The organism is Arthrobacter sp. BPSS-3, assembly GCF_044628475.1.
Lineage (GTDB): Bacteria > Actinomycetota > Actinomycetes > Actinomycetales > Micrococcaceae > Arthrobacter.
Genome location: NZ_JBIMMV010000001.1, coordinates 158,310 through 184,202, shown reverse-complemented (window position 1 = coordinate 184,202; position 25,893 = coordinate 158,310). Strand labels below are relative to the sequence as shown.

General features: G+C 68.6%; 28 protein-coding genes. 14 read left to right on the top strand and 14 right to left on the bottom strand.

The window, feature by feature from the left end; genetic code table 11:
• Window positions 1–21: 21 nt before the first annotated feature.
• On the bottom strand, window positions 22–1,482 hold the full coding sequence (locus ACFVY3_RS00920; RefSeq protein WP_400158459.1) for an amino acid permease: 1,461 nt from the start codon (window positions 1,480–1,482) through the stop codon (window positions 22–24).
• 203 nt (window positions 1,483–1,685) lie between these two features.
• Between ACFVY3_RS00920 and ACFVY3_RS00915 the strand changes: the two genes are divergently transcribed.
• The 5 genes from ACFVY3_RS00915 to ACFVY3_RS00895 all read left to right on the top strand — a co-directional run bounded on the left by ACFVY3_RS00915 (window position 1,686) and on the right by ACFVY3_RS00895 (window position 6,041).
• Window positions 1,686–2,435: a CPBP family intramembrane glutamic endopeptidase gene (locus ACFVY3_RS00915; RefSeq protein WP_290256105.1), complete on the top strand. Its 750-nt coding sequence runs from the start codon at window positions 1,686–1,688 to the stop codon at window positions 2,433–2,435.
• Window positions 2,436–2,495: 60 nt separating this feature from the next.
• The gene (locus tag ACFVY3_RS00910; protein WP_400158458.1) at window positions 2,496–2,936 is read left to right on the top strand and encodes a VOC family protein; all 441 of its coding nucleotides are present in this window, start codon (window positions 2,496–2,498) and stop codon (window positions 2,934–2,936) included.
• A gap of 21 nt (window positions 2,937–2,957) precedes the next feature.
• Window positions 2,958–3,923: a 1,4-dihydroxy-2-naphthoyl-CoA synthase gene (locus tag ACFVY3_RS00905; RefSeq protein ID WP_400158457.1), complete on the top strand. Its 966-nt coding sequence runs from the start codon at window positions 2,958–2,960 to the stop codon at window positions 3,921–3,923.
• A 7-nt stretch (window positions 3,924–3,930) separates the two neighbouring features.
• Window positions 3,931–5,094, top strand: coding sequence for an AMP-binding protein (locus ACFVY3_RS00900; RefSeq protein WP_400158456.1), 1,164 nt, complete (start codon window positions 3,931–3,933; stop codon window positions 5,092–5,094).
• A gap of 65 nt (window positions 5,095–5,159) precedes the next feature.
• Complete coding sequence (locus ACFVY3_RS00895; RefSeq protein ID WP_290256109.1) at window positions 5,160–6,041, top strand: 1,4-dihydroxy-2-naphthoate polyprenyltransferase; 882 nt, start codon at window positions 5,160–5,162, stop codon at window positions 6,039–6,041.
• A gap of 70 nt (window positions 6,042–6,111) precedes the next feature.
• Here ACFVY3_RS00895 and ACFVY3_RS00890 read toward each other — a convergent pair whose 3' ends face one another.
• Complete coding sequence (locus ACFVY3_RS00890) at window positions 6,112–6,426, bottom strand: DUF4229 domain-containing protein (protein WP_400158455.1); 315 nt, start codon at window positions 6,424–6,426, stop codon at window positions 6,112–6,114.
• A gap of 130 nt (window positions 6,427–6,556) precedes the next feature.
• Between ACFVY3_RS00890 and ACFVY3_RS00885 the strand changes: the two genes are divergently transcribed.
• The gene (locus tag ACFVY3_RS00885; RefSeq protein ID WP_400158454.1) at window positions 6,557–6,964 is read left to right on the top strand and encodes a PLD nuclease N-terminal domain-containing protein; all 408 of its coding nucleotides are present in this window, start codon (window positions 6,557–6,559) and stop codon (window positions 6,962–6,964) included.
• 296 nt (window positions 6,965–7,260) lie between these two features.
• Window positions 7,261–8,256 (top strand): hypothetical protein, encoded by a 996-nt coding sequence (locus tag ACFVY3_RS00880; protein ID WP_400158453.1) that lies wholly within the window; start codon window positions 7,261–7,263, stop codon window positions 8,254–8,256.
• A 92-nt stretch (window positions 8,257–8,348) separates the two neighbouring features.
• Here the strand turns inward: ACFVY3_RS00880 and ccsB are convergent, their stop codons facing one another.
• Genes ccsB through ACFVY3_RS00855 form a run of 5 tightly spaced genes read right to left on the bottom strand, consistent with a single transcriptional unit; the run spans window position 8,349 to window position 13,362 of the window.
• Complete coding sequence (ccsB, locus tag ACFVY3_RS00875) at window positions 8,349–9,458, bottom strand: c-type cytochrome biogenesis protein CcsB (RefSeq protein WP_400158452.1); 1,110 nt, start codon at window positions 9,456–9,458, stop codon at window positions 8,349–8,351.
• Complete coding sequence (locus ACFVY3_RS00870) at window positions 9,458–11,311, bottom strand: cytochrome c biogenesis protein ResB (RefSeq protein ID WP_400158451.1); 1,854 nt, start codon at window positions 11,309–11,311, stop codon at window positions 9,458–9,460. Before ACFVY3_RS00870 ends, ccsB begins: the two co-directional genes overlap by 1 nt.
• The gene (locus tag ACFVY3_RS00865; protein WP_290256115.1) at window positions 11,311–12,066 is read right to left on the bottom strand and encodes a cytochrome c biogenesis CcdA family protein; all 756 of its coding nucleotides are present in this window, start codon (window positions 12,064–12,066) and stop codon (window positions 11,311–11,313) included. Before ACFVY3_RS00865 ends, ACFVY3_RS00870 begins: the two co-directional genes overlap by 1 nt.
• Window positions 12,067–12,082: 16 nt before the next feature.
• A complete protein-coding gene (locus tag ACFVY3_RS00860) occupies window positions 12,083–12,694 on the bottom strand; it encodes a TlpA disulfide reductase family protein (protein ID WP_290256116.1) in 612 nt (203 codons plus the stop codon).
• A gap of 2 nt (window positions 12,695–12,696) precedes the next feature.
• On the bottom strand, window positions 12,697–13,362 hold the full coding sequence (locus ACFVY3_RS00855) for a histidine phosphatase family protein (protein WP_290256117.1): 666 nt from the start codon (window positions 13,360–13,362) through the stop codon (window positions 12,697–12,699).
• A gap of 213 nt (window positions 13,363–13,575) precedes the next feature.
• On the opposite strand from ACFVY3_RS00855, the gene ACFVY3_RS00850 reads away from it, so the two are divergent.
• The 3 genes from ACFVY3_RS00850 to ACFVY3_RS00840 all read left to right on the top strand — a co-directional run bounded on the left by ACFVY3_RS00850 (window position 13,576) and on the right by ACFVY3_RS00840 (window position 15,699).
• Complete coding sequence (locus tag ACFVY3_RS00850; protein ID WP_290256118.1) at window positions 13,576–14,124, top strand: YceI family protein; 549 nt, start codon at window positions 13,576–13,578, stop codon at window positions 14,122–14,124.
• Between the two features lie 154 nt (window positions 14,125–14,278).
• Window positions 14,279–14,800: a hypothetical protein gene (locus ACFVY3_RS00845; protein WP_364133767.1), complete on the top strand. Its 522-nt coding sequence runs from the start codon at window positions 14,279–14,281 to the stop codon at window positions 14,798–14,800.
• 140 nt (window positions 14,801–14,940) lie between these two features.
• Window positions 14,941–15,699 (top strand): hypothetical protein, encoded by a 759-nt coding sequence (locus ACFVY3_RS00840; RefSeq protein WP_400158450.1) that lies wholly within the window; start codon window positions 14,941–14,943, stop codon window positions 15,697–15,699.
• 47 nt (window positions 15,700–15,746) lie between these two features.
• On the opposite strand, the gene ACFVY3_RS00835 is transcribed toward ACFVY3_RS00840, so the two are convergent.
• Complete coding sequence (locus tag ACFVY3_RS00835; RefSeq protein ID WP_400158449.1) at window positions 15,747–16,442, bottom strand: redox-sensing transcriptional repressor Rex; 696 nt, start codon at window positions 16,440–16,442, stop codon at window positions 15,747–15,749.
• 108 nt (window positions 16,443–16,550) lie between these two features.
• A complete protein-coding gene (locus ACFVY3_RS00830; protein ID WP_364133776.1) occupies window positions 16,551–16,835 on the bottom strand; it encodes a glutaredoxin family protein in 285 nt (94 codons plus the stop codon).
• Between the two features lie 174 nt (window positions 16,836–17,009).
• On the opposite strand from ACFVY3_RS00830, the gene ACFVY3_RS00825 reads away from it, so the two are divergent.
• Window positions 17,010–17,828, top strand: coding sequence for an HAD family phosphatase (locus tag ACFVY3_RS00825; protein WP_290256123.1), 819 nt, complete (start codon window positions 17,010–17,012; stop codon window positions 17,826–17,828).
• Window positions 17,829–18,111: 283 nt separating this feature from the next.
• Here the strand turns inward: ACFVY3_RS00825 and ACFVY3_RS00820 are convergent, their stop codons facing one another.
• From ACFVY3_RS00820 to ACFVY3_RS00810, 3 genes are all read right to left on the bottom strand, one after another.
• Window positions 18,112–18,210 (bottom strand): 30S ribosomal protein bS22, encoded by a 99-nt coding sequence (locus ACFVY3_RS00820; RefSeq protein ID WP_003792170.1) that lies wholly within the window; start codon window positions 18,208–18,210, stop codon window positions 18,112–18,114.
• A 193-nt stretch (window positions 18,211–18,403) separates the two neighbouring features.
• Window positions 18,404–18,616, bottom strand: a complete 213-nt coding sequence (locus ACFVY3_RS00815; protein ID WP_290256124.1) for a helix-turn-helix domain-containing protein — start codon at window positions 18,614–18,616, stop codon at window positions 18,404–18,406.
• Window positions 18,617–18,764: 148 nt separating this feature from the next.
• Window positions 18,765–19,886, bottom strand: a complete 1,122-nt coding sequence (locus tag ACFVY3_RS00810; RefSeq protein ID WP_400158448.1) for a 3-deoxy-7-phosphoheptulonate synthase — start codon at window positions 19,884–19,886, stop codon at window positions 18,765–18,767.
• Window positions 19,887–20,275: 389 nt separating this feature from the next.
• On the opposite strand from ACFVY3_RS00810, the gene ACFVY3_RS00805 reads away from it, so the two are divergent.
• Window positions 20,276–21,670: an alpha-hydroxy-acid oxidizing protein gene (locus ACFVY3_RS00805; RefSeq protein ID WP_400158447.1), complete on the top strand. Its 1,395-nt coding sequence runs from the start codon at window positions 20,276–20,278 to the stop codon at window positions 21,668–21,670.
• A 105-nt stretch (window positions 21,671–21,775) separates the two neighbouring features.
• On the opposite strand, the gene ACFVY3_RS00800 is transcribed toward ACFVY3_RS00805, so the two are convergent.
• Together ACFVY3_RS00800 and ACFVY3_RS00795 are read right to left on the bottom strand one after the other, a co-directional pair.
• Window positions 21,776–22,369 (bottom strand): ArsR/SmtB family transcription factor, encoded by a 594-nt coding sequence (locus ACFVY3_RS00800; protein ID WP_400158446.1) that lies wholly within the window; start codon window positions 22,367–22,369, stop codon window positions 21,776–21,778.
• A gap of 55 nt (window positions 22,370–22,424) precedes the next feature.
• Entirely contained in the window at window positions 22,425–23,648 is a 1,224-nt protein-coding gene (locus ACFVY3_RS00795; RefSeq protein ID WP_400158445.1) for an acetoin utilization protein AcuC, read from the bottom strand.
• Between the two features lie 98 nt (window positions 23,649–23,746).
• Here ACFVY3_RS00795 and ACFVY3_RS00790 point away from each other — a divergent pair, with 98 nt between their 5' ends.
• A complete protein-coding gene (locus ACFVY3_RS00790) occupies window positions 23,747–25,180 on the top strand; it encodes a TrkH family potassium uptake protein (protein ID WP_290256129.1) in 1,434 nt (477 codons plus the stop codon).
• The gene (locus tag ACFVY3_RS00785) at window positions 25,173–25,859 is read left to right on the top strand and encodes a TrkA family potassium uptake protein (protein ID WP_290256130.1); all 687 of its coding nucleotides are present in this window, start codon (window positions 25,173–25,175) and stop codon (window positions 25,857–25,859) included. Before ACFVY3_RS00790 ends, ACFVY3_RS00785 begins: the two co-directional genes overlap by 8 nt.
• The last annotated feature ends 34 nt before the right edge of the window (window positions 25,860–25,893 follow it).

Here is a 25,893-nt window from a genome sequence, read left to right as displayed (position 1 = left end):
GTGCGTCCGAACGGGAGGAGCCTAGCTGTAGAGCTCGCTCTTGGGGGCGTTGTGCTTGACCTTCTGCCAGCCCAGCCACAGCACCACCGCGAAGAACGGGATGGTGGCCAGCGTCCAGAGGCCCAGCTGGAAGACCTGGCCGGTCTTGCTGGTCATGGTGTCGAAGCCGATCAGCACGGTGATGGCCAGTAGCGCGACCAGGCCGGCCCAGCTGGTCCACGGGGAGCCCGGCATGGGCAGCGAGGAGGCGTCGTTGCCCTTGATCCTGCGCAGCGCGATCTGGCTGGCGAAGATGGAGCCCCAGGTGAAGATGACGCCGATCGAGGCCGTGTTGAGGGCCAGATCGAAGGCGTGCGAGCCGCCAAGCCAGATGTTCAGCAGGATGCCGACCAGGTAGACCGCGCCGATCGCCAGGATGGCGGCGTAGGGCACGTGGGTCTTGGACATCCGGGTCAGCCACTGGGGGGCGTGGCCGTTGTTGGCCATGGTGCGGAAGATCCGGCCGATCGAGTACAGGCCCGAGTTGCAGGAGGACAGCGCAGCGGTGATGACGATCATGTTCATCACGTCGCCCATCCAGGGCAGGCCCATCTGGCCGAAGACGGTGACGAACGGCGAGGTGCCGGCCTTGTACTGGTCCGAGGGCAGCAGCATGGCCAGCAGGGTCACGGAGCCGACGTAGAAGACCACGATGCGGATGACGACGGCGCGGATGGCCTTGGGGACCTCCTTGGCGGGGTCCTCCATCTCGCCGGCGGTGATGCCGACCAGTTCGATGGCGTTGTAGGCGAAGATCACGGCGTTGAGCACCAGGATCATCACCAGGGCGCCCTTGGGGAACATGCCGCCGTCGCCGGCGAAGAGGTTGGTGACGGAGGCGTGGCCCTCGCCCACCTTGGCATTGGTGACCACCATGAAGGTGCCCACGGCCAGGAAGATCACGATGGCCCCGACCTTCAGGACGGAGGCCCAGAATTCGAATTCGCCGAACGCTTTCACGCTGAGCAGGTTGACGCCCACCAGGAGCAGCAGCGCGGCCACCGCGGTCAGTTCGACCGGGACGTTGGGGAAGAAGAACTGGAAGTAGAGGCCGATCGCGATCAGCTCGGCGATGCCGGTCATGGCCCAGTTGATGAAGTACATCCAGCCGGAGAGGTAGGCGCCCTTGCGGCCGAACATCTCGCCCGCGTAGCTGACGAAGGAGCCGGAGGTCTGGCGGTACATGATGAGCTCGCCGAGGGCCCGCATCAGCAGGTAGGCGATGACGCCGGCGATGGCGTAGGAGAAGACCAGTGCGGGGCCGGTGGAGGCGAGGCGCCCGCCGGCTCCCATGAAGAGGCCGACGCCGATGGCGCCGCCCATGGCGATCATGGTGACCTGGCGGCCGCTGAGGGACTTCTTGTAGCCCTCGGCGCTGAGGGAGGAGTCGACGGCGGTGGGGGCGGCCGCGGTTTGCTTGTCTGTTGACGTACTTTGAGGCACAGCTGTTCCTTGCGGTTGGGGATCTGGCCGGGACAGGGCGGCGTTTTCCGGGCGTTCGGCAGCAGGGGCGCCCGGCGAACGGGGCAGCCGGTGGTACCGGAGCCGGCTGGGGCTCGGCGTCGCGCGGCTCGTCTATAGTACTAGCTGGGCCGGGCCTGCCGTGACGCGGGCAACACCGGGCCGACGCCGGATAGTCTGTTTCCATGGGCACCGATCTCCGCCGCATCCCGGCACCGCGACCGGATTTCTACGTGTTTTCCCGGCTGGATTTCACCGCCGCGGGCATTTATGTGGCGGTTGCCGCGTTCTTCGCCACCGCCGCGGATCTGTTGACGCCGGTGGTGCTGCAGCTCTCCCCCAACCCCGCCGCCGCGTCGTACGCGATCAACCTGGTCTTCTACGGCGTGATTGGTGCGCTGGCGCTGACCGCAGCACGCCGCGTGGTGCGGCGGGACCTGCAGGTCCTGGCCACCCGGCCGTGGTTCACCCTGCTGATGGTGCCGGCGTCCGTGGTGGCCGCGATGATTCTGACCGCCGTCCTGGTGGCGTTGACCGGGCCGCCGCAGACCTCCGCGAACCAGGCCGGGCTGCAGGCGCTGATGCAGCAGGTGCCGGCCTGGCTGATGGTTCCGCTACTGGTGGTGGTGGGTCCGTTCGTGGAGGAGTACATCTTCCGGCACCTGCTGATCGGCAAACTCAGCCGCAAGATCAACATCTGGGTCTGCAGCGCACTCTCCGTGGTGCTCTTCGCGGGGCTTCACATCGTGGGCCAGGAGGCGCTGACGCTCCCTGTGCTGATGCCGTACATCGCGATGGGCGCCGTCCTGGTGTTCGTGTATGTCTGGACGGGCCGGAACCTGATGTTCTCCTACTTCGTGCACGCGGCCAAGAACCTGCTGGCCGTCATCTTCATCTACGCGATCCCTCCGGACGTCCTGGACCGGCTGCAGTAGCCAACTGGTTGCCGGCACCAGCCTCTGGCGCCCCGCGGGCCGCCGTCGTAGGTTTCTGCCATGACACTGAACATCCAGATCGCCGTCGACTGCACGGATCCGCACGCCCTCGCCGACTGGTGGGCCGAGACCCTGGACTGGGCCGTGGAGCCACAGGACGAGAACTTCATCCGGTCCATGATCGAACAGGGCTTCGCGACCGAGGCGGACACCCTCCGGCACGGCGGGAAGCTGGTCTGGCGGACCGGCGCCGCCATCCGGCCGCCCGAGGACCTGGCCAGCAGGCCGGCCACTCGGAGAATCCTGTTCCAGACCGCCCCCGAGCCCAAGACCGTCAAGAACCGGGTGCACTGGGACGTGAACCTGGCCGGCGGCGACAAGGACGAGGTCCGTGCCGCCCTCGAGGCCCGCGGCGCCACCTACCTCTGGACCGCAAACGAGGGACCGCATTCCTGGTACACGATGGCGGACCCCGAGGGGAACGAGTTCTGCATCAGCTGAGCCGATTACTAGACTCGGTCTGTGAGCAACGAAATCCCCGCCAAGGTATCCGACGTCTTCGACCCCTCCCGGTGGCGCACCGTGTCCGGGTTCGACCTGCAGGACATGACCTACCACCGGCAGGTGGAGCGCGCCGCGGACGGCACCGTGGTCCGGGACCTCCCGACGGTGCGGATCGCGTTCAACCGGCCGGAGGTGCGCAACGCGTTCCGGCCCGGCACCGTCGATGAGCTCTACCGCGTGATGGACCACGCCCGGATGACCCCGGACGTGGCCACGGTGCTCCTGACCGGCAACGGCCCCTCCCCCAAGGACGGCGGCCACTCGTTCTGCTCCGGCGGTGACCAGCGGATCCGCGGTAGGGACGGGTACCGGTACGTAGTACAGAACACAGCCGACGGCGAGACCCAGGAGAGCATCGACCCGGCCCGGGCCGGCCGGCTGCACATCCTGGAGGTCCAGCGGCTGATGCGGACCATGCCCAAAGTGGTCATCGCCGTCGTCAACGGCTGGGCGGCCGGCGGTGGGCACTCGCTGCACGTCGTCTCCGACCTCACCATCGCCTCCCGCCAGCACGGCAAATTCAAGCAGACCGACGCCACCGTGGGCAGCTTCGACGCCGGCTACGGTTCGGCGCTGCTGGCCCGCCAGATCGGGCAGAAAGGCGCCCGCGAGATCTTCTTCCTGGCCCGCGAATATTCCGCCGAGGACATGGTCCGGATGGGGGCCGTGAACGAGGCCGTGGACCATGAGCGGCTCGAGGAGGTGGCGCTGGAGTACGCGGCGGACATCGCCCGGCAGTCCCCGCAGGCCATCCGGATGCTCAAGTTCGCCTTCAACCTGGCCGACGACGGCCTGGCCGGCCAGCAGGTGTTCGCCGGCGAGGCCACCCGCCTGGCGTACATGACCGACGAGGCCGTGGAGGGCAAGGAAGCCTTTCTGGAAAAGCGGGACCCGGACTGGGCCCAGTTCCCCTACTACTTCTAGGCCCGCCGTGACAGCCGCCCCGCCAAATCTGGACCAGGTCCTGACCGCCCTCGCCGCCACCCTCGGCGGGGAGGGCCCCGCCGTCGAACTCTCGGCCGGCCCGGACGGCTCACCCGTGGCCCGCCCGGTGGACGTCCCCGGCGTAGAGGGCGCCGCCGTCGTGGTCCGCACCTCCGGGTCCACCGGTACCCCCAAGGCCACGGTCCTGACCGTCGACGCACTCGCCGCCTCCTCGATGGCGACGGCGATCGCGCTCCGCGGCGAGGGCCAGTGGCTGCTGGCCCTGCCGGTGCAGTTCGTGGCGGGAGTGCAGGTGCTGGTCCGCTCGCTGTTCGCCGGGACCCGGCCCTGGGCCATGGACCTCTCCGGCGGATTCACCCCCGAGGCCTTCACCGCGGCCGCCGGGGAGCTGACCGACACCCTCCGCTACACCTCCCTGGTGCCCACCCAGCTGCAGCGGCTGCTCGATGACCCGTCGGCCGAAACGCTTGCAGCGCTGCGCCGCTTCAACGCCGTGCTGCTCGGCGGCGCACCGGCATCGGCGGAGCTGCTGGCCGCTGCCCGGGAGGCCGGCGTCCGCGTGGTCACCACCTACGGCTCGGCCGAAACCAGCGGCGGCTGCGTCTACGACGGCGTCCCGCTGGAGGGCGTCGAGGTGGCGGTCGACGCGGACGGGCGGATCCTGCTCGGCGGCGCCACGGTGGCCGCCGGGTACCTGGGCGAGCCCGACCTGACGGCGGCGGCCTTCGTAGAAAGCGACGGCCTTCGCTGGTACCGCACCAGCGACCTCGGCACCCTGGCCCCCGACGGGACCCTCACGGTGCAGGGTCGCGCGGACGACGTCGTCATCACCGGCGGCGTCAAGGTTTCGGCCGCGCACGTGCAGGCAGAGCTCGAACGGCTCGACGGCGTGCGCGCAGCGTTCGTGACCGGTGTGCCCTCCGCCGAATGGGGGCAGGCCCTGGCCGCGTACGTGGTCCTGACCGACGGATCCGAGGACGCCGCGGCGGATTTCCGCGCCCTTCTGGACTCCGGCCCGGCGGGTCCGCTGACGGGCGCGCTGGCACCCAAGACCGTCCACCTCGCCGATGAACTGCTGATGCTCCCCAACGGGAAACCGGACCGGCTGGGCATGGCCGTTCGGCTGGACGCCCTGCATCAGGGAAAATAGTAAAAGCTTCCACCAGGCCTGTTCCCCAGCAGGCCGCCACCCCCCCAAGCAACGAGGTACTGAACGTGGCCACAGCCGCACAATGGATCCAAGGCGCCCGTCCCCGCACCCTCCCGGCCGCGATCGCGCCGGTGCTGATCGGGTCGGCCGCCGCCTACGAGATGGACGCGTTCCGTCCGGTAAACGCCCTGCTGGCGGCCCTGGTGGCGCTGTTCCTGCAGATCGGCGTGAACTTCGCGAACGACTACTCCGATGGCATTCGCGGCACCGACGAGGACCGGGTGGGCCCGCTCCGGCTGGTGGGATCCGGCGCCGCGGAACCGTCGCTGGTGAAGCGGGCGGCCTTCGGGGCCTTCGGACTGGCCATGCTGTTCGGGCTGGTGCTCGTGATCATCACGCAGGCGTGGTGGCTGATCCTGGTGGGCGTGGGCTGCGTCCTGGCCGCCTGGGGCTACACCGGCGGCAAGAACCCCTACGGGTACCTGGGCCTCGGTGACCTGTTCGTCTTCGTCTTCTTCGGCCTGGTGGCCACGCTCGGCACCACGTACACGCAGGCCGGTCAGGTCAGCCTCGCGGCGGTCATCGGTGCGATCGGCACCGGCCTGATCGCCTGCGCGCTGCTGATGGCCAACAACGTCCGGGACATCCCCACGGACACGGTGGCGGGCAAGAAGACCCTCGCCGTGCGGCTGGGCGACAAGCACGCCCGGGAAAGCTACGTGCTGATGCTGGCCGTCGCCATCCTGCTGGTGATTGTGCTGGCGCCGGCGAAGCCGTGGATGCTGATCGTGCTGCTGCTGATCCCGGCCAGCCTGATGCCGTCCTGGCTGATGATCGCCGGCCGGCGCCGCAAGAGCCTGATCCCGGTCCTGAAGCAGACCGGCCTAATCAACCTCGGCTACGCGGCGCTGTTCTCCATCGGGCTGGTCCTAAGCCACGGGTTCTAGGCGGCGCCACTGGGGCGACGCCCTGGGGACACCGGTCCGCTCACGAGGATTGCGGGCCGGCTCAAGGGGGTTAGGACTCTTCGGAGTCCTTGCGGCGCTCGGTGCGGACCGTGACGTCCGGGTGGGCCTCGATCAGGCGGTCCTCGGCCTCGGCGTCGTCGACCTCGCCCGCGGTGCGCAGCGGCTTGGCCTTGCCGGAGAACCGGCTGTGCAGCGATGCGGTGGCCTGGTCGCGCTGCTTCTGGAAGAACAGGAAGCTGATCGCGAACGCCATCATCCCTGCGCAGAGTGCGGCCAGCAGCCAGCCCAGCTGCAGGTAGACGAAGAGCGCAAAGAGCGGCGCGAACAGCACCAAGCGGATGAGGGAGTATTTCAGGAAAGCCACGGTCCCAGTTTAGCCGTCCGGAACCTGCCGGGCCGCGGCCGGTTGTTCCACTGGAGGTCCGCGGCAGAGTGTTATTGCTCCGTGCCCTGGCCCCGCCACCGAACGGCCGGGCGGCGGCTAGACTGAAAGTATGCTCCGCGTGGTGGTACCAATCATTGTTTTGGTGGTCTTTGTCTACGGACTGATTGACCTGATCCGCACGGACGCGCGCGACGTTAAGGGCATTTCCAAGCCCGCCTGGATCGCGGTCCAGATTGTCCTGCCGGTACTGGGTGCTGTGCTCTGGTTCCTGATCGGGCGTCCCCGCGGCAACGCCGGCCCGGCTCCCGCGGCGTACCGCCATCCCACCGCCCCGGATGACGACCCCGAGTTCCTCCGCAACCTGGAGGTGCGCCGGCGCAACCAGGCGGAGGCGGACCGTCTGAAGAAGCTCAAGGACGACCTTGAGGCCCGGGAACGGGACCTGCGCGGCGACTCCGGGTCCGGAGAGGCCCATGGCAGCGGTGATCCCGCCTCGGGCACCGACGAGGTCAAGTAGCTCCTCCCCGCTGAACCGCCCTCCCCTCGGACCCGCGCGCCCGAATTTGCTGAGGTCCGCCAGGGCCACCTACCGCGGCCACTTGCCGCAAACGGTCGCTCAAGCAGCCTCAGAACAGCCATCTCTGGCAAACCGGCGCCGCCGGTAACGTCTCCGGCCTAGCATCTCGGCCCCGGATCCGCCGGTCCTGCTACCGGTCCCTTCGGCCGGTCCGATGCGGACCACTCCTCCCCCACACCCGGGGTTCCCTGTGGACAACGGACGTGCACCGCTTCAACCGGCGCAGAATGGCCTCCATGCGCCAACCCAGCAAGCTCCCGCCCCAGCTTCTACACCGGCCCTTCAGCACGGCCGAGGCCCGGGCGGCGGCGGTAAGCCGCGGCCGGACCCGGGCACGGGATCTTGTCAGCCCCTGTCACGGCGTCCGGACGGACAGCACCGACCCGGACACGCTCCTCAGCCGGGCCCGCGCCCTGGCCACTGTCACCGACGCCGTCGTGAGCCATCTCTCGGCGGCGCTCCTGTGGGGGTTCCCTCTGCCGTTAGCGTCCACCGGCACCGCCGTCGTCCATCTGACGAGCCAGCCCGGGCGTCGTGCAGTGCGGCGCAGGAACGTCGTAGGCCATCAGCAACTTCTGGCGCCCGACGAAATTGTCACGGGCGCGCACATCCACTGCACCTCACCGCTGCGGACCTGGTTCGACCTCGCCGGCAGCCTGAGCCTCGACGACATGGTGATCGCCGGGGACTTTCTGCTTAGGCGCCGCAACCCGCTGTCCACCCTGCAGGCCGTGGACGCCTACCTGCAGACGCGGGCCGGGAAGGCCGGCTACCGGAATGCCACCCGGGCGAGGGCACTGATGCGGCAAGGCACGGATTCCCCCAAGGAAACGGAGCTCCGGCTCCTGTTGCTCAGCTGTGGGCTGCCGGAGCCCGGGATCAACGTCCCGATGCTGGATGAGACGGGCGGCTGGATACAGGACCCTGACATGTCCTACGAGCGGGAAAAGGTGGCGGTCCAGTACGACGGCGGACATCATGCTGAGCCACGTCAACGCCGCAGCGATATCTTCCGGGACGAGCGGTCCCGGGACGCCGGGTGGCGGGTGGTGGTGCTGACCCAGTGGGACCTGACCCCGTTCGCTCCGGGGCTGGAGCCGACGGCGGTCACCCGCGTGCGGGCGGCCCTGCTGGACCGCGGATGGACGCCGCACCCCCCCCGAGGAGCAGAGCTCGTCCGGGGAGAGGCCGCCCAGCTGACAGACCGCCCATCTGACAGAAATGGCCGCTAAGCGCTGTGGCTTAGCGGCCATTTCTGGCAAACGGATAGATTAGCGGGTCGGCCCGAGAGACCGGGACCAGCGCCCCAAAGTTGGCCCCGGCCTTACAGCCCCGAGTAGGAGTGCAGGCCGTTGAAGAACTGGTTCACGATGGTGAAGTTGAAGACCACACACAGGTAGCCGACGATCGAGAGCCAGGCCGCGCGGGTGCCGGTCCAGCCGCGGGTGGCGCGGGCGTGCAGGTATCCGGCGTAGACCACCCAGATCACGAAGGTCCAGACTTCCTTGGTGTCCCAGCCCCAGAACCGGCCCCAGGCCTTCTCGGCCCAGATCGCGCCGAACATCAGGGTGAAGGTCCAGCCGACGAAGGCGATGGCGTTGATCCGGTAGGAGAGGTTCTCCAGGCTCAGGGCGTTCGGGACCAGCCGCATGAAGCCGAGCTTGTCCTTGCCGCCGGCCGCCACGGTCTTCTGCCGGTGCGACTGGACCAGCTGCAGTGCGGACATCGCGAAGGTCAGGGTGAACAGCGCCGAGGACAGCACCGCAATGGACACGTGGATCAGCAGCCAGTAGCTCTGCAGGGCCGGCACCAGGTGTCCCACGGGGGTCCAGAAGGCCACGGAGGCGGCCACCAGCATGATGATGGCCAGGCCGATCACGAAGGTACCCAGGAAGCGCAGGTCGCGGCGGATCAGCACCAACAGGAAGACGGCCACGGCCACGAACGCACCGGTGGTGAGGAATTCGTACATGTTGCCCCACGGCACACGGCCGGCGCCGAAGCCCCGGGTGATGACGCCGGCGGCGTGAATGGCAGCACCCAGGACGGCGAGGGCGACGGCGACGCGGGCGGGCACCCGGCGCTCGGAGCCGTAGCGCATGCCGCCGTCGGCGGTCAGACCGGCACCGTCGGCGGCGGATCCGGCGGCGGAGGACGTCGGCCGCTCCGCCCGGTCGGCGGGACCGGCCAGGCGGGGGGCGTCAGAGCTGCCACTGGCGGCACCGACCCCGGCGCCCACCGCGACGCGCGCGGACTCGGCCGTTGAGCGCTCGGCAGCGGACAGCTCGGCCGCTTTCTGGTCCACGGCACGGAGCATCTTGCTGCTCTTGGCCAGGTCCCAGGCGAAGGCGATGAACGCGACCGTGTACGTACCGGCCGCCAGGAGCATGAAGAGCTCGCTGTACTGGCCCATGGTTTCGTTGATGGGGAACATTACTGATCCTTCTTTGACTCGGTAGAGCCGGGTGTGGGCTGGGTGGCGTCTGCGGCGGCGTCCTCCGGGGCTTGTTCGCCCTCGGCGCCGGGCAGCACGGTCTCCGCCCGGCCATTATCCGCCATGGTGCTGGGAGCGGGCTGGGAGGCCGGGGCCCCGTCGCCGGGACCCTTCGCGGAGTCAGGTTCCTCGTCCAGCGGCCAGGCGGCGGCGAGCATGGCGCGGATCGCGGCGGCTTCGCCGGCCAGGCGGTGGTCCTCGCCGCGGGCCAGCAGGCCGTATTCGACCATGGTCCGGCCGTCCGGGTGCGTACCGGTGCGGACCCAGGCGCGGCGCCGGTTGACGTAGAGCGAGGTTACCAGGCCGGCGACGGCGATCAGGGCGAACGCCAGGGCGGAGGCCTGGCCGGGGTTGTGGTGGATGTCGACGCCGACGTAGCGTTTGACGCCGTCGAACGTGATGGAGCCCTTGCCGTCCGGGAGGGTCTGCGTGGCGCCGGGGGTGAGCACGATGCCCTTGGTCGGCAGGTTGCGGGCGTTCAGCGGGGTCAGCTTCTTGACGTCGAGCTCGAAGACGTTCTGCGGGGCGCCGTCGTTCAGGCCCAGGTCGCCGTAGTAGGAGTTCAGCGTTAGCTGCGGGTTGAACAGCTCAGGGTCCCCGCTGAAGGAGACGCCCTCGGGGGTGATGAAGGCGGTGGGCAGGAAGAACCCGGCGAACGCGAGCTGGTCCGGCTTGGCGTCCGGGACCTTGATGACCACGGAGGAGTAGTAGTTGTCGCCCTGCAGCTTGGCCACTACAGGGCCCTGCATGGCGATGTTGCCGGCACCGTCGCGGACGGTGACCACGGGGGCGTAGCCGTTACCGGTGAGGTAGACGCTGGTGCCGCCGAGGCTGAGCGGGTCGTTGACCTTCAGCACTTCCTGCTTGGACGGCGAGTCCGGGGTTTCCTTGGTGGTGACGTCGGCCTTGAAGTCGATCGGCTGGCCGAACTTTCCCTTGGACTCGCGGTCGAAGGTGATCTGGAACTTGTCCAGCTGGATCGAGTACGGCTGCAGCTGGCTGGACTGGAAGTTGGTACCGGGGCTGAACTGGTCGTAGCCCACCAGGGTGTTGACGAAGGTATCGCCCTCCACCAGGATCCGCTGGCCGCTGTAGCCGAAGAGGCCGCCGGCAGCGACGGAAACCAGCACGCCGATCAGGGCGGTGTGGAAGACCAGGTTGCCGACTTCCTTGAACAGGCCGCGTTCGGCACCCACGGAGGGCCGTTCGCCGTCGCGGTCCCTGACCTCTACGCGGTAGCCGCGCTTCTTCAGCAGCGCCGCAGCGTCCTCGATGGCGCGCGAGGCCGGGATTCCGGCGTCGGCGGGGATGATCAGGGTGCCGTATTCGGGCAGCCGGGACAGCCGGGCCGGGGTGCGCGGGGGCTGGGAGCGCATCGCCTTGTAGTGCACGATGGCGCGCGGCACCACGCAACCGATCAGCGAGATGAACAGCAGCAGGTAGATCGCGGAGAACCAGGCCGAGGAGTACACGTCGTAGAGCTGCAGCGAGTCGAGCAGCTTGCCGTAGTCCGGGTGGTCCTTGATGTACTGCGTGACGATCGCGGGGTTGGCAGGCCGTTGCGGGAAGAGGGACCCGGGGACGGCGGCGACGGCGAGGAGCAGCAGCAGGAACAGCGCGGTGCGCATGCTGGTCAGCTGGGTCCAGGCCCAGCGGAGCATGCCAAGCGGGCCCAGCGTGGGCAGCACCGCCTCGGACTTGGCCGAGGAGACGGCCTTCTTCCGGGGCTTGGTGGTGGAGCCGCTTTTGCCGTCCGGCGTGGTTTTCGTTTGTTCGTTCACTCGCTCGCTCATCAGATCGGCAACTTCACATCGGTTTGGAACCAGTACTGCAGGCCGGACACCCAGGCACCCCACACGCCGGTGGCCATCAGCAGCCCCAGCGCTATCAGGATGCCGCCCCCGGTGCGCTGGATGGCGAGCCGGTGCTTGCGGAAAAAGGACATGACGCCGACGCCGCGGCGCACGGCCAGGGCGATCAGCAGGAACGGGATGCCCAGGCCCAGGCTGTAGACGAAGGCCAGCAGGGCGCCCTTGGCGGCGGAGGAGCCGCCGGAGAGGCTCAGGAGCTGGACGGCGGAGTAGGTGGGGCCGATGCACGGCGCCCAGCCGAGGCCGAAGGTCACGCCCAGGAGCGGCGCTCCCCAGAGCCCGGCCGGTGGTTTGGCGTGGATCTTGGCGTCACGCTGCAGCCAGGAGAATCCGCCCAGGAAGACCACGCCCATGATGATCACGAGGATGCCGAGCAGCTGGGTGATCCAGCCGTTCTGGGATCCGGTGATCAGCGTGCCGAGCTGGCCGAACGCCCCGCCGAGCAGGACAAAGATGACCGAGAAGCCCAGTACGAAAAGCCCGATCCCGGCCAGCATCCGTCCCCGGCGCTGTTTCTGCAGGTCGACGCCGGTCAGCCCGGTCACGTAGCCGAGGTAGCCGGGCACCAGCGGCAGCACGCAGGGGGACAGAAATGACACGAACCCGGCCAGCAGGGCCACCGGGATGGCCAGCAGGAGGGATCCGTTGAGGATGGCTTCGGCGAAGGGACTGTTCACGGCGGCAGCTACCGGCTCACTCGGCCACGGCCGCGGCGATGAGGGACTTCAGGGTGCCCTTCTCGATTTCGCCGAGCACGCGGGAGGCCACCCGGCCCTGCTTGTCGAGGACCAGGGTGGTGGGGACGGCGCCGGGGGGAACCAAGCCGGAGACGGCCAGCAGGACCGCCCCGTCCTTGTCGTTGAAGCTCGGGTAGGTCAGGTTGAAGGTCTTGTCGAACGCGTCCGCCGTCGCCTTCTCGTCGCGGAGGTTGACGCCGTAGAATTGCACGCCCTGGTCCTTGAACTCCTGGTGCAGGGCCTCCAGCGAGGGTGCCTCCACCCGGCAGGGGGCGCAGGCGGCGAACCAGAAGTTCAGGACGGTGACCTTGCCCTGGAACTGCGCGGCGGTGACGGTGGTGCCGTCGAAGAGGGTGCCCTTGAGGTCCACCGGCTTCTTGCGGTCCGCGGCTGCGAATTCGGTGACGGAGCCGTCGCCGGCAACGTAGTTCTTGTTGTCCCCGGCTTTGGCCTGCTTGGCCAGGTCGTCTTCCTGGGCGCAGCCGGTCAGGCCCAGTACCGCGGCCAGGCCCGCACCGCCGGCGGCGAGGAGGCCGCGCCGGGTGACGCGGGGGTTCGTCGTCTCCATGCTCAGGCTCCCGGGGTGCTGGACGCGCGCGGAAGCAGGGCGGCGGCGGGTTCGCTGTAGTCCACGCGCAGCAGCGTGCCGTCGTCGTTGAACACGAGGGAGGTCACGGACGTCAGGGTGCATTCGCGCTTGCGGGGATCGTGCCACAAGCGGCGGCCTTCGGCACTCAGGCGCGTGGCCCAGATGGGCAGCTGGTGGCTGACCAGGATGGCCTGGGCGTCCTCACCGCCGAGTTCCATGGCCTTGAGCCGGGCGTCCTGGACGGCGGCGCGGACGCGGGTGGCCTGCTCCTGGTATGGCTCTCCCCAGGAGGGGCGGAGCGGGTTGCGGAGCATGGGCCAGTGCCGGGGCTTGAGGATCTCGGAGCGGGACACCTGCATCCCCTCGAAGTAGTTGGCCGCCTCGATAATGCGTCCCTCGGTGGCGATCGGCAGGCCCAGTGCCTGCGAGATCGGCTGCGCCGTCTCCTGCGCCCGGGTCAGCGGCGACGCCGCCAGGTGCACGATGTTGGCGCCCTCGGCGACGCGGCGGCTGAAGTGGTCCGCGACGGTCTGCGCCATCTCCCGGCCCAGCTGGGAGAGGTGGAATTCCGGGAGCCTGCCGTAGAGGACGCCGTCGGGATTATGGACCTCGCCATGGCGGAGCAGATGAACAGTCGCGTGGGGCATGTGTACCAGTTTCTCAAAGGGCAGGGGCAATGACGAAATCTTCTACGAGGAGTAGAACTCAAGTTTTTTCCGAAATGTTCCCCGCAGGTGGAATAAAAGATGCAAATGCATGTTTATACTGGGTGAAGCAGTTAGTTGAGACTTCAACCAATGAGGCCGCGACCGACGATCAGACAACGATCCGAACGAATCACTTACTCAAGGAGAACCACCATGGCACTTCCCGCTAACCTCACCGCCGGCACCTGGACCCTCGACAACTCGCACAGCGAGATCGGCTTCACCGTCCGCCACGCGGGCATCAGCAAGGTCCGCGGCCAGTTCAAGGAAGCCGACGCCACTCTCGACCTCTCCGAGAACGTCGCCGATTCCAAGGTCAACGCCACCATCAAGACCGCCAGCTTCGACTCCGGCGACGCCAACCGCGACGGCCACGTCCGCGGCGAAGACTTCTTCGACGTCGAGAAGTTCCCGGAGATCTCCTTCGTCTCCAACGGCATTGTCGAGAAGGGCGACGCCTACGAGCTGCAGGGCGACCTGACCATCAAGGGCATCACCCGCCCCGTCACCCTCGAGACCGAGCTCAACGGCGTGGCCGTCGATCCCTTCGGCAACACCCGCGCCGGCCTGACTGCCGAGACGACCATCAGCCGCAAGGACTTCGGCCTGACCTGGAACGCCGTGCTTGAAGCCGGCGGCGTGCTGGTCAGCGACAAGGTTGCCATCAACCTGGAACTGGCCTTCATCGCCCCCGCAGCCTAGTCTGCACACCCCGGCAGCGCCGGGCACTTCCGGCCACCGCGGCCGGCCCCTCGAATGCCCCGCACCTCTTCGGATGGTGCGGGGCATTCGCTCATTGAGGTGGCCCCCGGGTGGCAACTCGAAACCGTCAGCGGGTCCGTCTACAGTGAAATTCATGAGCACCACCGGCGACCTTCCCGAGCCACCCAAGCCAGGCGCCAACCGGTTCGCGTGGCCTGCAGACCATCCCCGGAACTTCCGTGAGGTTCTGCCGGTGGGCGGTTACGCGGGAATGTTCATGGTCCCGCCGATGCCTGTTCCACTGAGGATTTCGTACTGGATTTGGGTGGCCGGCGGCCTCCTCGGGCTGCTGGCCGGCGTCGTCGGGCTCTTTGGCGGGTTGGTCCTCTTCGTCGTCTCCCCCGGTCCCGGCATCCTGCTGCTGCTTCTGGTGCTGATCGCCCTCGCCCTCGCGGCGGCCCAGGTGACGCTGGCCATGAAGATGAAGGAGGGCCGGGAGTGGGCCCGGTACGCCCTGACGGTCGCCGCCGGTGTGAGCCTCCTGCTGGCCGCCGTCAGTACCGGGTTGGCCGGGGGCGGGAGCTGGCCCAGCTTCGTCATCTGCCTCGCTGCCACGGTGCTGATGTGGCTGCCGGCGGCCCAGGCCTGGTTCGAAGCCGGCAAGTCCCGGACCTGAGGCCGCCGTATTTCACGGGAAGTGCGCGGCATCCGTTCCCCCACAACGGCGCGCGGTCGGGGTACGGTGGGACTATCCACGCTGGGGGCAGGGTCTAGGCGCTGATCCCGGCAGTTCGCCTTCAAATGCAGAGGACCGCCATGACCAACCCGCCAGTCGAGCCCTCCAGCCCTGACGGGCACGAGTCCGGCACACCCCAGTACGGACAGAACCCGCCGCAGTACGGCCAGAACGCTCCCCAGTACGGCCAGCAGGCACCCCAGTACGGGCAGCAGCCGCAGTACGGCCAGAACGCGCCGCAGTATGGCCAGCAGGCACCCCAGTATGGGCAGAACGCGCCGCAGTATGGCCAGAACGGCGCTCAGTACGGGCAGCCGCAGTACGGCCAGCAGCCCCCGGCGTACACCAACGGCCCCTCGCCGTACGGTTACCCGTCCGAGCAGCCGCAGCAGTCAGCCGCGGGCCAGCCGCAGCTGCTCAACACCGCCTTCTGGCTGCTGGTGGCCTCCGGCGTCGTCTGGGTGATCTCGCTGCTCCTGGCGCTCGGTACCCTGGACAACCCCGCGATGCGCAGCACGGTCGAGCAGCAGATGGCCGCCGGCGGCGCGGACATCAGCTACGACAGCATCAAGGGCGCGGTGATGGTCAGCATCATCGTCTTCGCCCTGATCAGCGCCGGCCTGTACGCCCTGGTGGCCCTGAACGTCCGGAAGGGCCGGAACTGGGCCCGCATCCTCGGCACCGTGCTGGCGGCCCTGTCGCTGCTGAGCCTGTTCCCGCTCAGCCTCGGCACGCTGGCCGTGGTCCTCGGCGTCGCCGGCATCGTCATCTTGTACATGCCCGCCGTCGCCCCGTACTTCAAGAAGCAGCAGCCGTTCGCCAACCCGTACGGCCGCTAGACGCCGCGTTCACGCGCCGGGCGCGGGACCCGGACGACGCCGACTGATCAGTCGGCGTCGTCCGGGTCCTGCGCCCTTTGTGCGTGGTAGGCGAGGATCTGCAGTTCGGTGGCCATGTCCACCTTCCGCAGGTTGACCCCGTCCGGGACCTGGAGCATCACCGGGGCGAAGCTAAGAATGCTGCGTACCCCCGCGGCAACCACGCGGTCGCACACGCTTTGGGCGACGGCGGCGGGCAATGCCAGCACCACCATGTTGGCGCCGGTGCGGTGCAGGACCGCTTCGAGGTCGGCGGCGTCACTGACCCGCAACCAGCCCACCTCGCTGCCGATCACCATCTGGTCGGCGTCGAGGATGGCGACGATGTCGAAGCCGCGGGACTCGAACCCGCCGTACCGGGCCAGCGCCTTGCCCAGGTTGCCGGCGCCGACGATCGCGACCTTCCAGTCCCGGGTCAGTCCCAGAGCCGCCGCGATGTGCTGGTTCAGGTACTGCACCTCATAGCCGACGCCGCGGGTGCCGTAGGAGCCGACGTAGGACAGGTCCTTGCGGAGGGTGGAGGAGCTGACCCCGGAGGCCTCGGCGAGCGATTCGGACGAGACCCGGTCCACTCCCTCCGACAGGAGCGTGGTGAGGGCGCGCAGATAGAGGGTCAGCCGCGCCACGGCCGCGGGCGGGATTTGCTTGGCGGCTGCGCCGGCACCCGCGGCCAGGGCGCCGGGTGTGGGGTCCAGCGAGGTCACTATCTGCTCCATCGAGTTCTGTTGTCTTCCCACTCTAGGGCCGGGCGACTTCGGCCCACAAAGCAGCGGCGGCCGGCCGGCTTATCAGTGCCAGGCTGAATGACCTGCTCAGTGGCCGGTGCCGAGCGCGCGGGTAAGGGTCCGCGTCAGCCGCGCCTCATCGATCCGCCAGAAGTCGCGTTGCACCCCGTCCACCAGCACCACCGGAATTTCCTCGGCGAAACGCTCACGCAGGGCCGCGTCGTCGTCGATCGACTGCTCGGACCACTCCAGGCCCAGCGCGGCGGTCACCCGGGTCACGGCGTCGCGCGCGTCCTCGCACAGGTGGCAGTTCGGCTTGGTGATGAGGACGACGGCGGGACTGGGCGCCTGGTGCGGGTCGGTGCTGGCCATGGTTTAACGGTAGCCGGGCGCCGCCGCCGTCGTCGACGCAGCCCTGGTCCGGCCCCGCCGAAGGTGCCGTGCCCCTCTCGCCGGCACGGTTCGCTGGGCTTTTCGGCCCGCTCCTCCGGTGCGGCGGAGGGCTCCGATCACGGGGATGCCTGCCGCATTGACTAGACTCGTGGCATGCCCGAGGAGAAGATCGTCGCCGTCGCCGCGAGGACGGCAGCGTCACCGAAGCACGGCGAAGCTGCCTTCTTCGACGTCGACAACACGCTGATGCGCGGCGCCAGCCTCTTCCATGTGGCACGCAAAATGCACCAGCGCGGGGCGTTCACCCTCCGCCAGGCCGCAGGGTTTGGCTGGAAACAGCTGATGTTCGTCTGCCGCGGTGAGAACCTCGAGGACGTCCACGCCGTCCGCGATACCGCCCTCAGCCTGGCGTCCGGCTTCACCGTCAAGGACATCGAGGCCCTCGGCGAAGAGGTCTACGACGAGATGATCGAGTCCCGGATCTGGCCCGGCACCAAGGCCCTCGCCGAACAGCACCTGCGGATGGACCGGCCGGTCTGGCTCGTCACCGCGACGCCGATCGAGGTGGCCACGGTGATCTCCACCCGGCTGGGCCTCACCGGCGCACTCGGCACCGTGGGCGAGATCCACGAGGGCTCCTACACCGGGCGGCTGGTGGGCGACATCCTGCACGGTCCGGCCAAGGCCGTCGCCGTCCGCCGCATCGCCGAGGAGCAGGACCTGGACCTGTCCCGCTGCTGGGCTTACAGCGACTCGCACAATGACATTCCCCTGCTGAGCATGGTGGGCCACCCGGTGGCGATCAATCCTGACGCCCGGCTGCGCCGCCACGCCCGCGAGAACAACTGGCCGGTCTACGATTTCCGGTCCGGCCGCCGCGCCGCGACCCTGGGCCTGAAGGCGGCCACGGTCGGCGGCGCCATCTACGGCCTCTGGCGCAGCTACTCCCGCTTCCGCGGCCCCACCGCCTAAGCTCCCCCGGTTTCCGCTACGGTTCCGGACGGCGGCGGCGCTCCCCCGGATGGGACAGCCCCGGCGTCACCGTTTCCGCTACGGTTCCGGACGGCGGCGGCAGATTCGGACCGGCGCACCTCTGGTCCGGTATGCGCTGGTCCGAAATCGGTGCTTATTTCCGCTAGCGCCGCGGATTCCGCGCCCGAGCCTCAAAGCACACCGCCCCGGTTGGCCCTCGTCCGGGCAAAGAAAATGCCCGCTGCCGGATGGCAACGGGCATTTCACGCTGAACGAAGTATCTCTACTTCTTGTTGCGGCGCTGGTGGCGGGTCTTGCGAAGCAGCTTGCGGTGCTTCTTCTTGGCCATACGCTTGCGACGCTTCTTAATAACTGAACCCACGTAAGTTCCTTACCGGCTAGATGCAGTACCTGCCCGTTGGGAAGTGTCCGCGGGCTTAGCAGCAGACTGAAACAACTGACAGGTTCTTACAATGACGTTAAACGTTCCTTAACAGGGTACCGCCTCCGCGGCCCGCACCACGACCGCGGCCCGGGCAGGGATGAAGCGCGGCCCGGGCTGAACGGCGGCGGGCTCAGGCCGTTTCGGTGTGCCCGTCGACCACAGCACCCTTGAGGTACTGTTCGACGGCGCTTTCCGGAACCCGGTAGGAGCGGCCAAAACGCACCGCCGGCATTTCACCGGAGTGCACCAGGCGATACACGGTCATCTTGGATACGCGCATGACCTCCGCGACCTCGGCCACAGTGAGAAAGCGCGCGTTGGAGAAGTTGGCCTCCGAAGACATTTCCCTTATTCCTTTTGCTCAAGCGAACGGCTGCCCCGTCTGAACGACATGGCGGTGTGCCGATGCTGAGCCATCAAACAACCATGTGCTAGATACTCTAGGGGTTTCTGGTGCCAATGTGAAAGAGTTCCTCAGGAATTGGACAGGACTATTCCGCCATAAGCCGGTCCCGGCGGGCCCGGGCCGAAGCCGCCAACTGGTCCAGCACGGACGCCGTGACGTCCCAGTCCATGCAGGCGTCCGTCACGCTCTGGCCGTAGGTCAGGTCGTCGGTCCCGGCGGCGTGCGCCTCGACGTCGAGCGCCTGCGCCCCGCCCACCAGGAAGCTCTCCAGCATCACGCCGCCGATCGCCGCCGCGGACGCCCCGCCATTCTCCAGCTGCGCGCCGACTTCCAGGGCCACCTCGGCCTGCCGGTGGTGGTTCTTGCCGCTGTTGGCGTGGCTGGCGTCCACGATCAGGCGCGGGTTCAGCTGCCGTCCGGCCAGCTTGGCGGAGGCGTCCGCGACGTCGGCGGCTGCGTAGTTCGGGCCGCCGCTGCCGCCGCGCAGAATGACATGCGTGTCCGGGTTGCCGGCGGTGCTGACCATGGCGGCCCGGCCCTCGCCGTCGATGCCGAGGAACGCCTGGGCGGTACCGGCCGCGCTGCACGCGTCGAGCGCCACCTGCAGGCCGCCGTCGGTGCCGTTCTTGAACCCGATCGGCATGGACAGGCCCGAGGCGAGCTGGCGATGGATCTGGCTCTCGGTGGTGCGGGCGCCGATGGCACCCCAGGACACCAGGTCGGCCATGTACTGCGGGCTGATCGGCTCCAGGAACTCCGTGGCGGTGGGCAGTCCCAGGGCGGTGACCTGGCGCAGGAACTGCCGCGCGGCCCGCAGGCCGCCCGCGATGTCGTGGCCGCCGTCGAGCCCCGGATCGTTGATCAGGCCCTTCCAGCCCACCGTGGTCCGCGGCTTCTCGAAGTAGGTGCGCATCACGATCAGCAGGTCCCCGCGGTGCTTCTCGGCCTGGCTGACCAGCCGGCGGGCGTACTCCAGGCCGGCCTTGGGGTCGTGGATCGAGCAGGGGCCCACGATCACCAGGAGCCGGTCGTCGACGCCGTCCATCACCGCGCGCACCTCGTCCCGGCCGCGGGCGACGACGTCGGCGCAGCGCTGGTCGAGCGGCAGGTCGGCAATCATCGCATGCGGGGTGGGCAGCGGGGTGAAGTCGTTGATCCGCAGGTCAGAGGTGGACTGCTGGCGGGCCGGGGCTGCTTCGATGCTCATGATGGGTCCTGTTCCGGATGGGGAGCGGGCCCTGGTCAGAACCCGCCGGAGAAATGGCGAAGGGCAGAGAATTGTCTCTGCCCTGTTGGCTCTGAAGGAAAGTTGGATGCGTGTCAGTTAGACGCGGGCCCCTCCAGAGCCAACGAAAAATACGCATACCAACGGTTAGTCATGGCAATGACCATAGCGCGGCGGCCGGACCTGCTGCAAAAAAGCGGCCCGTAACATTCGCCCGGGCGGACGATGGTTGAACTGGAAGCCGCGTCGTCCTACAGTGTGGTTAGACCACATGATCCCGGGCCTGCTTCCCGTGGTCCTTGGATCATGGCATGCAGCGAATTCCAACGACCGACACCGCAATCCACAGCGTGACAGACCCGGAGGCAGCAATGACGCAACCCGTAGGGACCACCAACCCCGAGGCGCCGACCACCCCGCAGGACACCGGAGCGGATGACGCTTCGGGCACCCTCGACGGCGGTGCCGGCGCGGGCTCCGGCGCACCGGCCGCCCAGCCGGCGTCCCGGCCGGCGGGCCCCCAGGCACCGGCGCTGCCGGATGCCCTGCGGCGCAGGATCCCGAAATACGCGGACCTGGCGCCGCTGATGCAGTTCAAGAAGCCGGAACTCGGCCGTGCCGCCCGCCTCCGCCGCGCCAGCACCATCTGGGACCTCCGCGCCATCGCCAAGCGCCGGACGCCCAAGGCCCCGTTCGACTACACGGACGGCGCCGCCGAGGCAGAGATCACCCTGAACCGCGCCCGGCAGGCTTTCCAGGACATCGAGTTCCGTCCGGGCGTTCTCCGTAACGTCTCGGCCGTTGACCTGGGCACGGACATCCTGGGCAAGGCCTCGCTGCTGCCGTTCGGCATCGCCCCCACCGGCTTCACCCGGATGATGCAGTCCGAGGGCGAGTACGCGGGTTCCCGGGCGGCCGCCGCGGCAGGTATCCCGTACACCCTCTCCACCATGGGCACCGCTTCCATCGAGGACGTTGCGGCCGCCGCACCGGAGGGCCGCAACTGGTTCCAGCTCTACCTCTGGACGGACCGGGACCGCTCACTCGAACTGATCGACCGAGCGGCGAAGGCCGGGAACGACACCCTCATGGTCACCGTGGACACAGCCGTCGCCGGGGCCCGGCTGCGCGACGTCCGCAACGGCATGACCATCCCGCCGGCCCTGACGCTGAAGACGGTCCTGGACGCCTCCTACCGGCCGGAGTGGTGGTTCAACTTCCTCACCCACGAGCCGCTTACGTTCGCTTCACTCTCCCGGTACACCGGCACGGTGGCCGACCTGATCAACTCGATGTTCGACCCCACCCTGACCTTCGATGACCTGGACTGGCTCCGGGAAACCTGGAAGGGCAAGCTGGTGGTCAAGGGCATCCAGACCGTCGACGACGCCCGCAAGGTCGTCGACCACGGGGCCGACGGCGTCGTGCTCTCCAACCACGGCGGCCGGCAGCTGGACCGCGCTCCGATCCCCTTCCACCCCCTGCCGGAGGTCACGGCGGCGCTCCGTTCCGACAACAGTGACGCGGCCGTCATCCTGGACACCGGCATCATGAGCGGTGCGGACATCATCGCGGCACTGGCTATGGGGGCGGACTTCACGCTGATCGGACGGGCCTACCTCTACGGGCTGATGGCGGGCGGCCAGGCCGGCGTGGAGCGGGCGATCGAGATTCTGGCCACCGACATGCGCCGCACCATGGCGCTCCTGGGCGTGAGCCGTATCACGGACCTGACCCCGGACCACGTGCACCTGCTGCAGCGGTAGGTGCCGCCCGCCCCAGAGGACACACAGATCAGGCCGCCATGAACATTCATGGCGGCCTGAGTCGTGCTGTCAGAGTCGTGCGGCCTGAGTCGTGCGTTCGAGGATTTACTTTTTGCGGCCGAACTTCGGCAGGTTGGCCAGCAGGTCCGCGGCGCGGGTTGCGGCGCGGCCCACGGTCCGGCCGATCTGCTGCGGCCGCCGGTCCTCGGCCACAGCTCCCGGAGCCAGTGTTCCGTCGGGCAGGGTGCCGACCGGGAGCGCGACGGCGGGGCTCAGCGAGCTCTCCGCCGGGAGTTCCGTGGGACGGCCGTTGCTGGCCGGGGTTCCGGTGACGGCTTCGGCCAGGGTCCCGGGTGCCTCGGCCGGCGACGCGGCGGACGCGGCATCGACCGGCGCGGCGGAGGACGCAGGCGCGGTAGCCGCGGGTTCGGCGGGAGCGACGCCGTCGAACGTGCCCAGCCACGAGGCGACGTCGGCAAGCGGGCCGGGGTTCAGCGCGTAGTAGCGTTTCTGGCCCTGCGCCCGCATGCTGACCAGGTCAGCCTCGCGCAGAACCTTGAGGTGCTTGGAGATGGTGGGCTGGCTGGCCTCGAGTTCCTGCACCAGCTCCCCCACGGCCTTGTCCCCGTCGCGGAGGGCCATCAGGATCTCCCGGCGGGTGGACTCTGCAATGACGGCAAATACGTCGTCTGTCACCATGCCCTCCACCCTAGCGACATATACGCCGGATGGCATCCACCGGGCGGGGCCGGGTTCAGTCGAACCAGGGGTCCAGGCCGTAGAGCGGGAAAACTTCCTTGCGGGTGGCCATGACGGTGCGGTCCACGGCGTCGTTGGGATCGAAGCCGACCTCCCAGGAGCGCCACCAGAGATCGACGTCGTCGCCCATCACCGTGGGCGGCTCCACGCCGTACTTCGCCCCGTACGTGTCCTTGACATGCTGGCGCCAGTCCTCCGGAACGGGGGTGCGCAGCGGCACCGGCCGGCCGGCGGCGATCGCCACCAGGTGGCTCCAGGAGCGCGGCACCACGGTGATGACGTTGTACCCGCCGCCGCCGGTGGCGATCCATCGGTTGTCGCAGTAGCGGGCGGCGAGGCCGGCGACGGCGGACGCCGCCTCCCGCTGGCCGTCCACGCTGATGTTCAGGTGCGTCAGCGGGTCCAGCTTGTGCGAGTCGCAGCCATGCTGGCTGACGATGACCTCGGGTTCGAACGCGCCTACCAGCTGCGGCACGACGGCATGGAAGGCGCGCAGCCAGCCGGCGTCGCCGGTTCCGGCCGGCAGGGCCACGTTCACGGCGCTGCCCTGGGCGTTGGGGCCGCCGATCTCGTTGGCGAACCCGGTGCCGGGGAACAGCGTCAGCCCGGTCTCGTGCAGCGAAATGGTGAGTACCCGCGGGTCGTCCCAGAAGATGCTCTGGGTCCCGTCGCCGTGGTGGGCGTCGACGTCGACGTACGCCACCCGTTGCACGCCGCCGTCAAGCAGCCGCTGGATGGCGAGGGCGGCGTCGTTGTAGATGCAAAAACCGCTTGCCCGCTCACGGGACGCGTGGTGCATGCCGCCGCCGAAGTTCACAGCACGGACCGCGCTGCCGTCCAGAATGGCGCCGGCCGCCAGCAGCGATCCGCCCGCCAGGCGCGCGCTCGCCTCGTGCATCCCGGCGAAGGCGGGGTCGTCCTCGGTTCCGAGGCCCCGCTTCTCATCCGGCGTAGCGGGGTCGGTGCTGACGCGGCGGACGGCGGCGATGTAGTCCTCACTGTGAACGGCGGCGAGTTCGGCGTCGGTGGCGACCTCCGGGGCGGCCACCGTGACGTGGTCAAGGTCCAGCAGGCCGAGGCTCCGGGACAGCCGGGCAGTCAGTTCCATCCGCTCCGGCGCCATCGGGTGACTGTGGCCGAAGTTGTACGCCGTCATAGCGGAGTCCCACACCACCGTCGTTGGTAATGCGGCCTGGGCGAGTCCGGGCAGGAAAGTCATCCCTCACAGGCTACCGGAGCGCACCCCCTACCCCGTCCGACCGCGGAATATAGTGGTTTACTACTGTGGACGCCGTTTCAACCGAGGACTAACCGCACATGAAGCAAAGCCAGTCGAGGTCACCCCACCCGGCCAGCTGGCACCCCGGCCAGCCGGAGCGGGAAGGGTTGTGGATCCTCACCCGGCTGCGCGACTTCGTGGACGACATCGCGAACACGTCCCCGGCACGGCTGGCGGTCACCGCGTTCGCCGTCGTCGTCCTCGTCTTCACCGCCCTGCTCTCGCTGCCCGTTTCCTCCGCCACAGGCCAGGCCACGCCGCTGCACCAGGCCCTGTTCACCGCCGTCTCCGCGGTCTGCGTGACCGGCCTGACCGTGGTGTCCACGGCCGTGCACTGGTCCTTTTTCGGGCAGCTCGTGATCCTGGTGGGGATCTTCGTCGGCGGCCTCGGCACACTGACCCTGGCGTCCCTGCTCGCCCTGGTGGTGAGCAAGAAACTCGGCGTCCGCGGCAAACTCATCGCCCAGGAGGCCATGAACAACGCCGGCCGGCTCGGTGAGGTGGGCACCCTGCTGCGGATCGTGATCGTCACCTCCGTGGTGATCGAGGCGGTCCTCGCCGCCGCGATGGTGCCGCGGTTCCTGTCCCTGGGCGAGAGCTTCGGACAGTCCCTCTGGCACGGGATCTTCTACTCCATTTCCGCCTTCAACAACGCCGGGTTCACGCCGCACTCGGACGGGATCGTGCCCTACGAGACGGACCTGTGGATCCTGGTTCCGCTGATGCTGGGCGTCTTCCTGGGCAGCCTGGGCTTCCCGGTGGTGATGGTGCTCCAGCAGAACGGCCTGAACTGGAAGAAATGGAACCTGCACACCAAGCTGACCATCCAGGTCTCGCTGATCCTCCTGGCCGCCGGCGCCGTCCTGTGGGGCCTGCTGGAGTGGAACAACGTCCGCACCATCGGCAGCATGAGCGTGGGCGACAAGATCACGCACTCGCTGTTCGCCTCCGTCATGACCCGCTCCGGGGGCTTCAACCTGGTGGACCAGAACCACATGGATTCGGCCACCATGCTGCTCAGCGACGCCCTGATGTTCGCCGGCGGCGGCTCGGCGTCGACGGCGGGCGGCATCAAGGTCACCACCATCGCCGTGATGTTCTTGGCCATCGTGGCCGAGGCCCGCGGCGACGCCGACGTGAAAATTTACGGCCGCACCATCCCGGAGGGCACCATGCGGGTGGCCATCTCGGTGATCGTCGCCGGTGCCACCCTGGTGGCCGTGTCCGCGCTCCTGCTGCTGCAGATCAGCGGCGCCACCCTGGACCGGGTCCTGTTCGAAACGATTTCCGCCTTCGCCACGGTGGGCCTGAGCACCAACCTCAGCGCCGAACTGCCGCCGGCCGGCGTCTATGTCCTCACCGTGCTGATGTTCGCCGGCCGCGTCGGGACCGTCACGCTCGCGGCCGGGCTGGCCCTGCGCCAGCGAAGCCAGCTGTACCACTACCCGGAAGAGAGACCGATCATTGGCTAGTTCCTCAGGCGCCGTCAACCGCCCCGCCCACAATGCCCCGGTCCTGGTGATCGGGCTGGGCCGCTTCGGCGCGTCCACCGCCGAACAGCTCGTCAAGCAGGGCCGCGAGGTGCTGGCGATCGAACGCGACCGCACCCTGGTGCAGAAGTGGTCCAGCGTCCTCACCCACGTAGTGGAGGCCGACGCCACCAACATCGACGCCCTCCGCCAGCTCGGCGCACAGGAGTTCAGCTCCGCCGTCGTCGGCGTGGGCACCTCGATCGAATCCTCCGTGCTGATCACCGTCAACCTGGTGGACCTCGGGATCGAGCACCTCTGGGTCAAGGCGATCACGCCCTCGCACGGCAAGATCCTCACCCGGATCGGCGCCAACCACGTGATCTACCCGGAGGCCGACGCCGGCGTCCGCGCGGCGCACCTGGTCTCCGGCCGGATGCTGGACTTCATCGAGTTCGACGACGACTTCGCGATCGTCAAGATGTACCCGCCGCGGGAGACCGTGGGCTTCACCCTGGAGGAATCCAAGGTCCGGTCCAAGTACGGCGTGACAATCGTGGGCGTGAAGTCCCCCGGCGAGGACTTCACCTACGCCCGGCCGGAGACCAAGGTTTCCGCCCGGGACATGCTGATCGTCTCCGGCCACGTGGACCTGCTGGAACGGTTCGCCGCCCGGCCGTAAGGGCCGGCGGCGGACGACTGCGGCGCCTCGCCCA

Bases quoted from the DNA above. Each gene is read 5' to 3' on its own strand.
- ACFVY3_RS00915 (WP_290256105.1), top strand. From the start codon at position 1,686: ATGGGCACCGATCTCCGCCGCATCCCGGCACCGCGACCGGATTTCTAC.
- ACFVY3_RS00910 (WP_400158458.1), top strand. From the start codon at position 2,496: ATGACACTGAACATCCAGATCGCCGTCGACTGCACGGATCCGCACGCC.
- ACFVY3_RS00885 (WP_400158454.1), top strand. From the start codon at position 6,557: ATGCTCCGCGTGGTGGTACCAATCATTGTTTTGGTGGTCTTTGTCTAC.
- ACFVY3_RS00880 (WP_400158453.1), top strand. From the start codon at position 7,261: ATGCGCCAACCCAGCAAGCTCCCGCCCCAGCTTCTACACCGGCCCTTC.
- ccsB (WP_400158452.1), bottom strand. From the start codon at position 9,458: ATGTTCCCCATCAACGAAACCATGGGCCAGTACAGCGAGCTCTTCATG.
- ACFVY3_RS00870 (WP_400158451.1), bottom strand. From the start codon at position 11,311: ATGAGCGAGCGAGTGAACGAACAAACGAAAACCACGCCGGACGGCAAA.
- ACFVY3_RS00860 (WP_290256116.1), bottom strand. From the start codon at position 12,694: ATGGAGACGACGAACCCCCGCGTCACCCGGCGCGGCCTCCTCGCCGCC.
- ACFVY3_RS00855 (WP_290256117.1), bottom strand. From the start codon at position 13,362: ATGCCCCACGCGACTGTTCATCTGCTCCGCCATGGCGAGGTCCATAAT.
- ACFVY3_RS00850 (WP_290256118.1), top strand. From the start codon at position 13,576: ATGGCACTTCCCGCTAACCTCACCGCCGGCACCTGGACCCTCGACAAC.
- ACFVY3_RS00845 (WP_364133767.1), top strand. From the start codon at position 14,279: ATGAGCACCACCGGCGACCTTCCCGAGCCACCCAAGCCAGGCGCCAAC.
- ACFVY3_RS00840 (WP_400158450.1), top strand. From the start codon at position 14,941: ATGACCAACCCGCCAGTCGAGCCCTCCAGCCCTGACGGGCACGAGTCC.
- ACFVY3_RS00830 (WP_364133776.1), bottom strand. From the start codon at position 16,835: ATGGCCAGCACCGACCCGCACCAGGCGCCCAGTCCCGCCGTCGTCCTC.
- ACFVY3_RS00825 (WP_290256123.1), top strand. From the start codon at position 17,010: ATGCCCGAGGAGAAGATCGTCGCCGTCGCCGCGAGGACGGCAGCGTCA.
- ACFVY3_RS00815 (WP_290256124.1), bottom strand. From the start codon at position 18,616: ATGTCTTCGGAGGCCAACTTCTCCAACGCGCGCTTTCTCACTGTGGCC.
- ACFVY3_RS00810 (WP_400158448.1), bottom strand. From the start codon at position 19,886: ATGAGCATCGAAGCAGCCCCGGCCCGCCAGCAGTCCACCTCTGACCTG.
- ACFVY3_RS00805 (WP_400158447.1), top strand. From the start codon at position 20,276: ATGACGCAACCCGTAGGGACCACCAACCCCGAGGCGCCGACCACCCCG.
- ACFVY3_RS00800 (WP_400158446.1), bottom strand. From the start codon at position 22,369: ATGGTGACAGACGACGTATTTGCCGTCATTGCAGAGTCCACCCGCCGG.
- ACFVY3_RS00795 (WP_400158445.1), bottom strand. From the start codon at position 23,648: ATGACTTTCCTGCCCGGACTCGCCCAGGCCGCATTACCAACGACGGTG.
- ACFVY3_RS00790 (WP_290256129.1), top strand. From the start codon at position 23,747: ATGAAGCAAAGCCAGTCGAGGTCACCCCACCCGGCCAGCTGGCACCCC.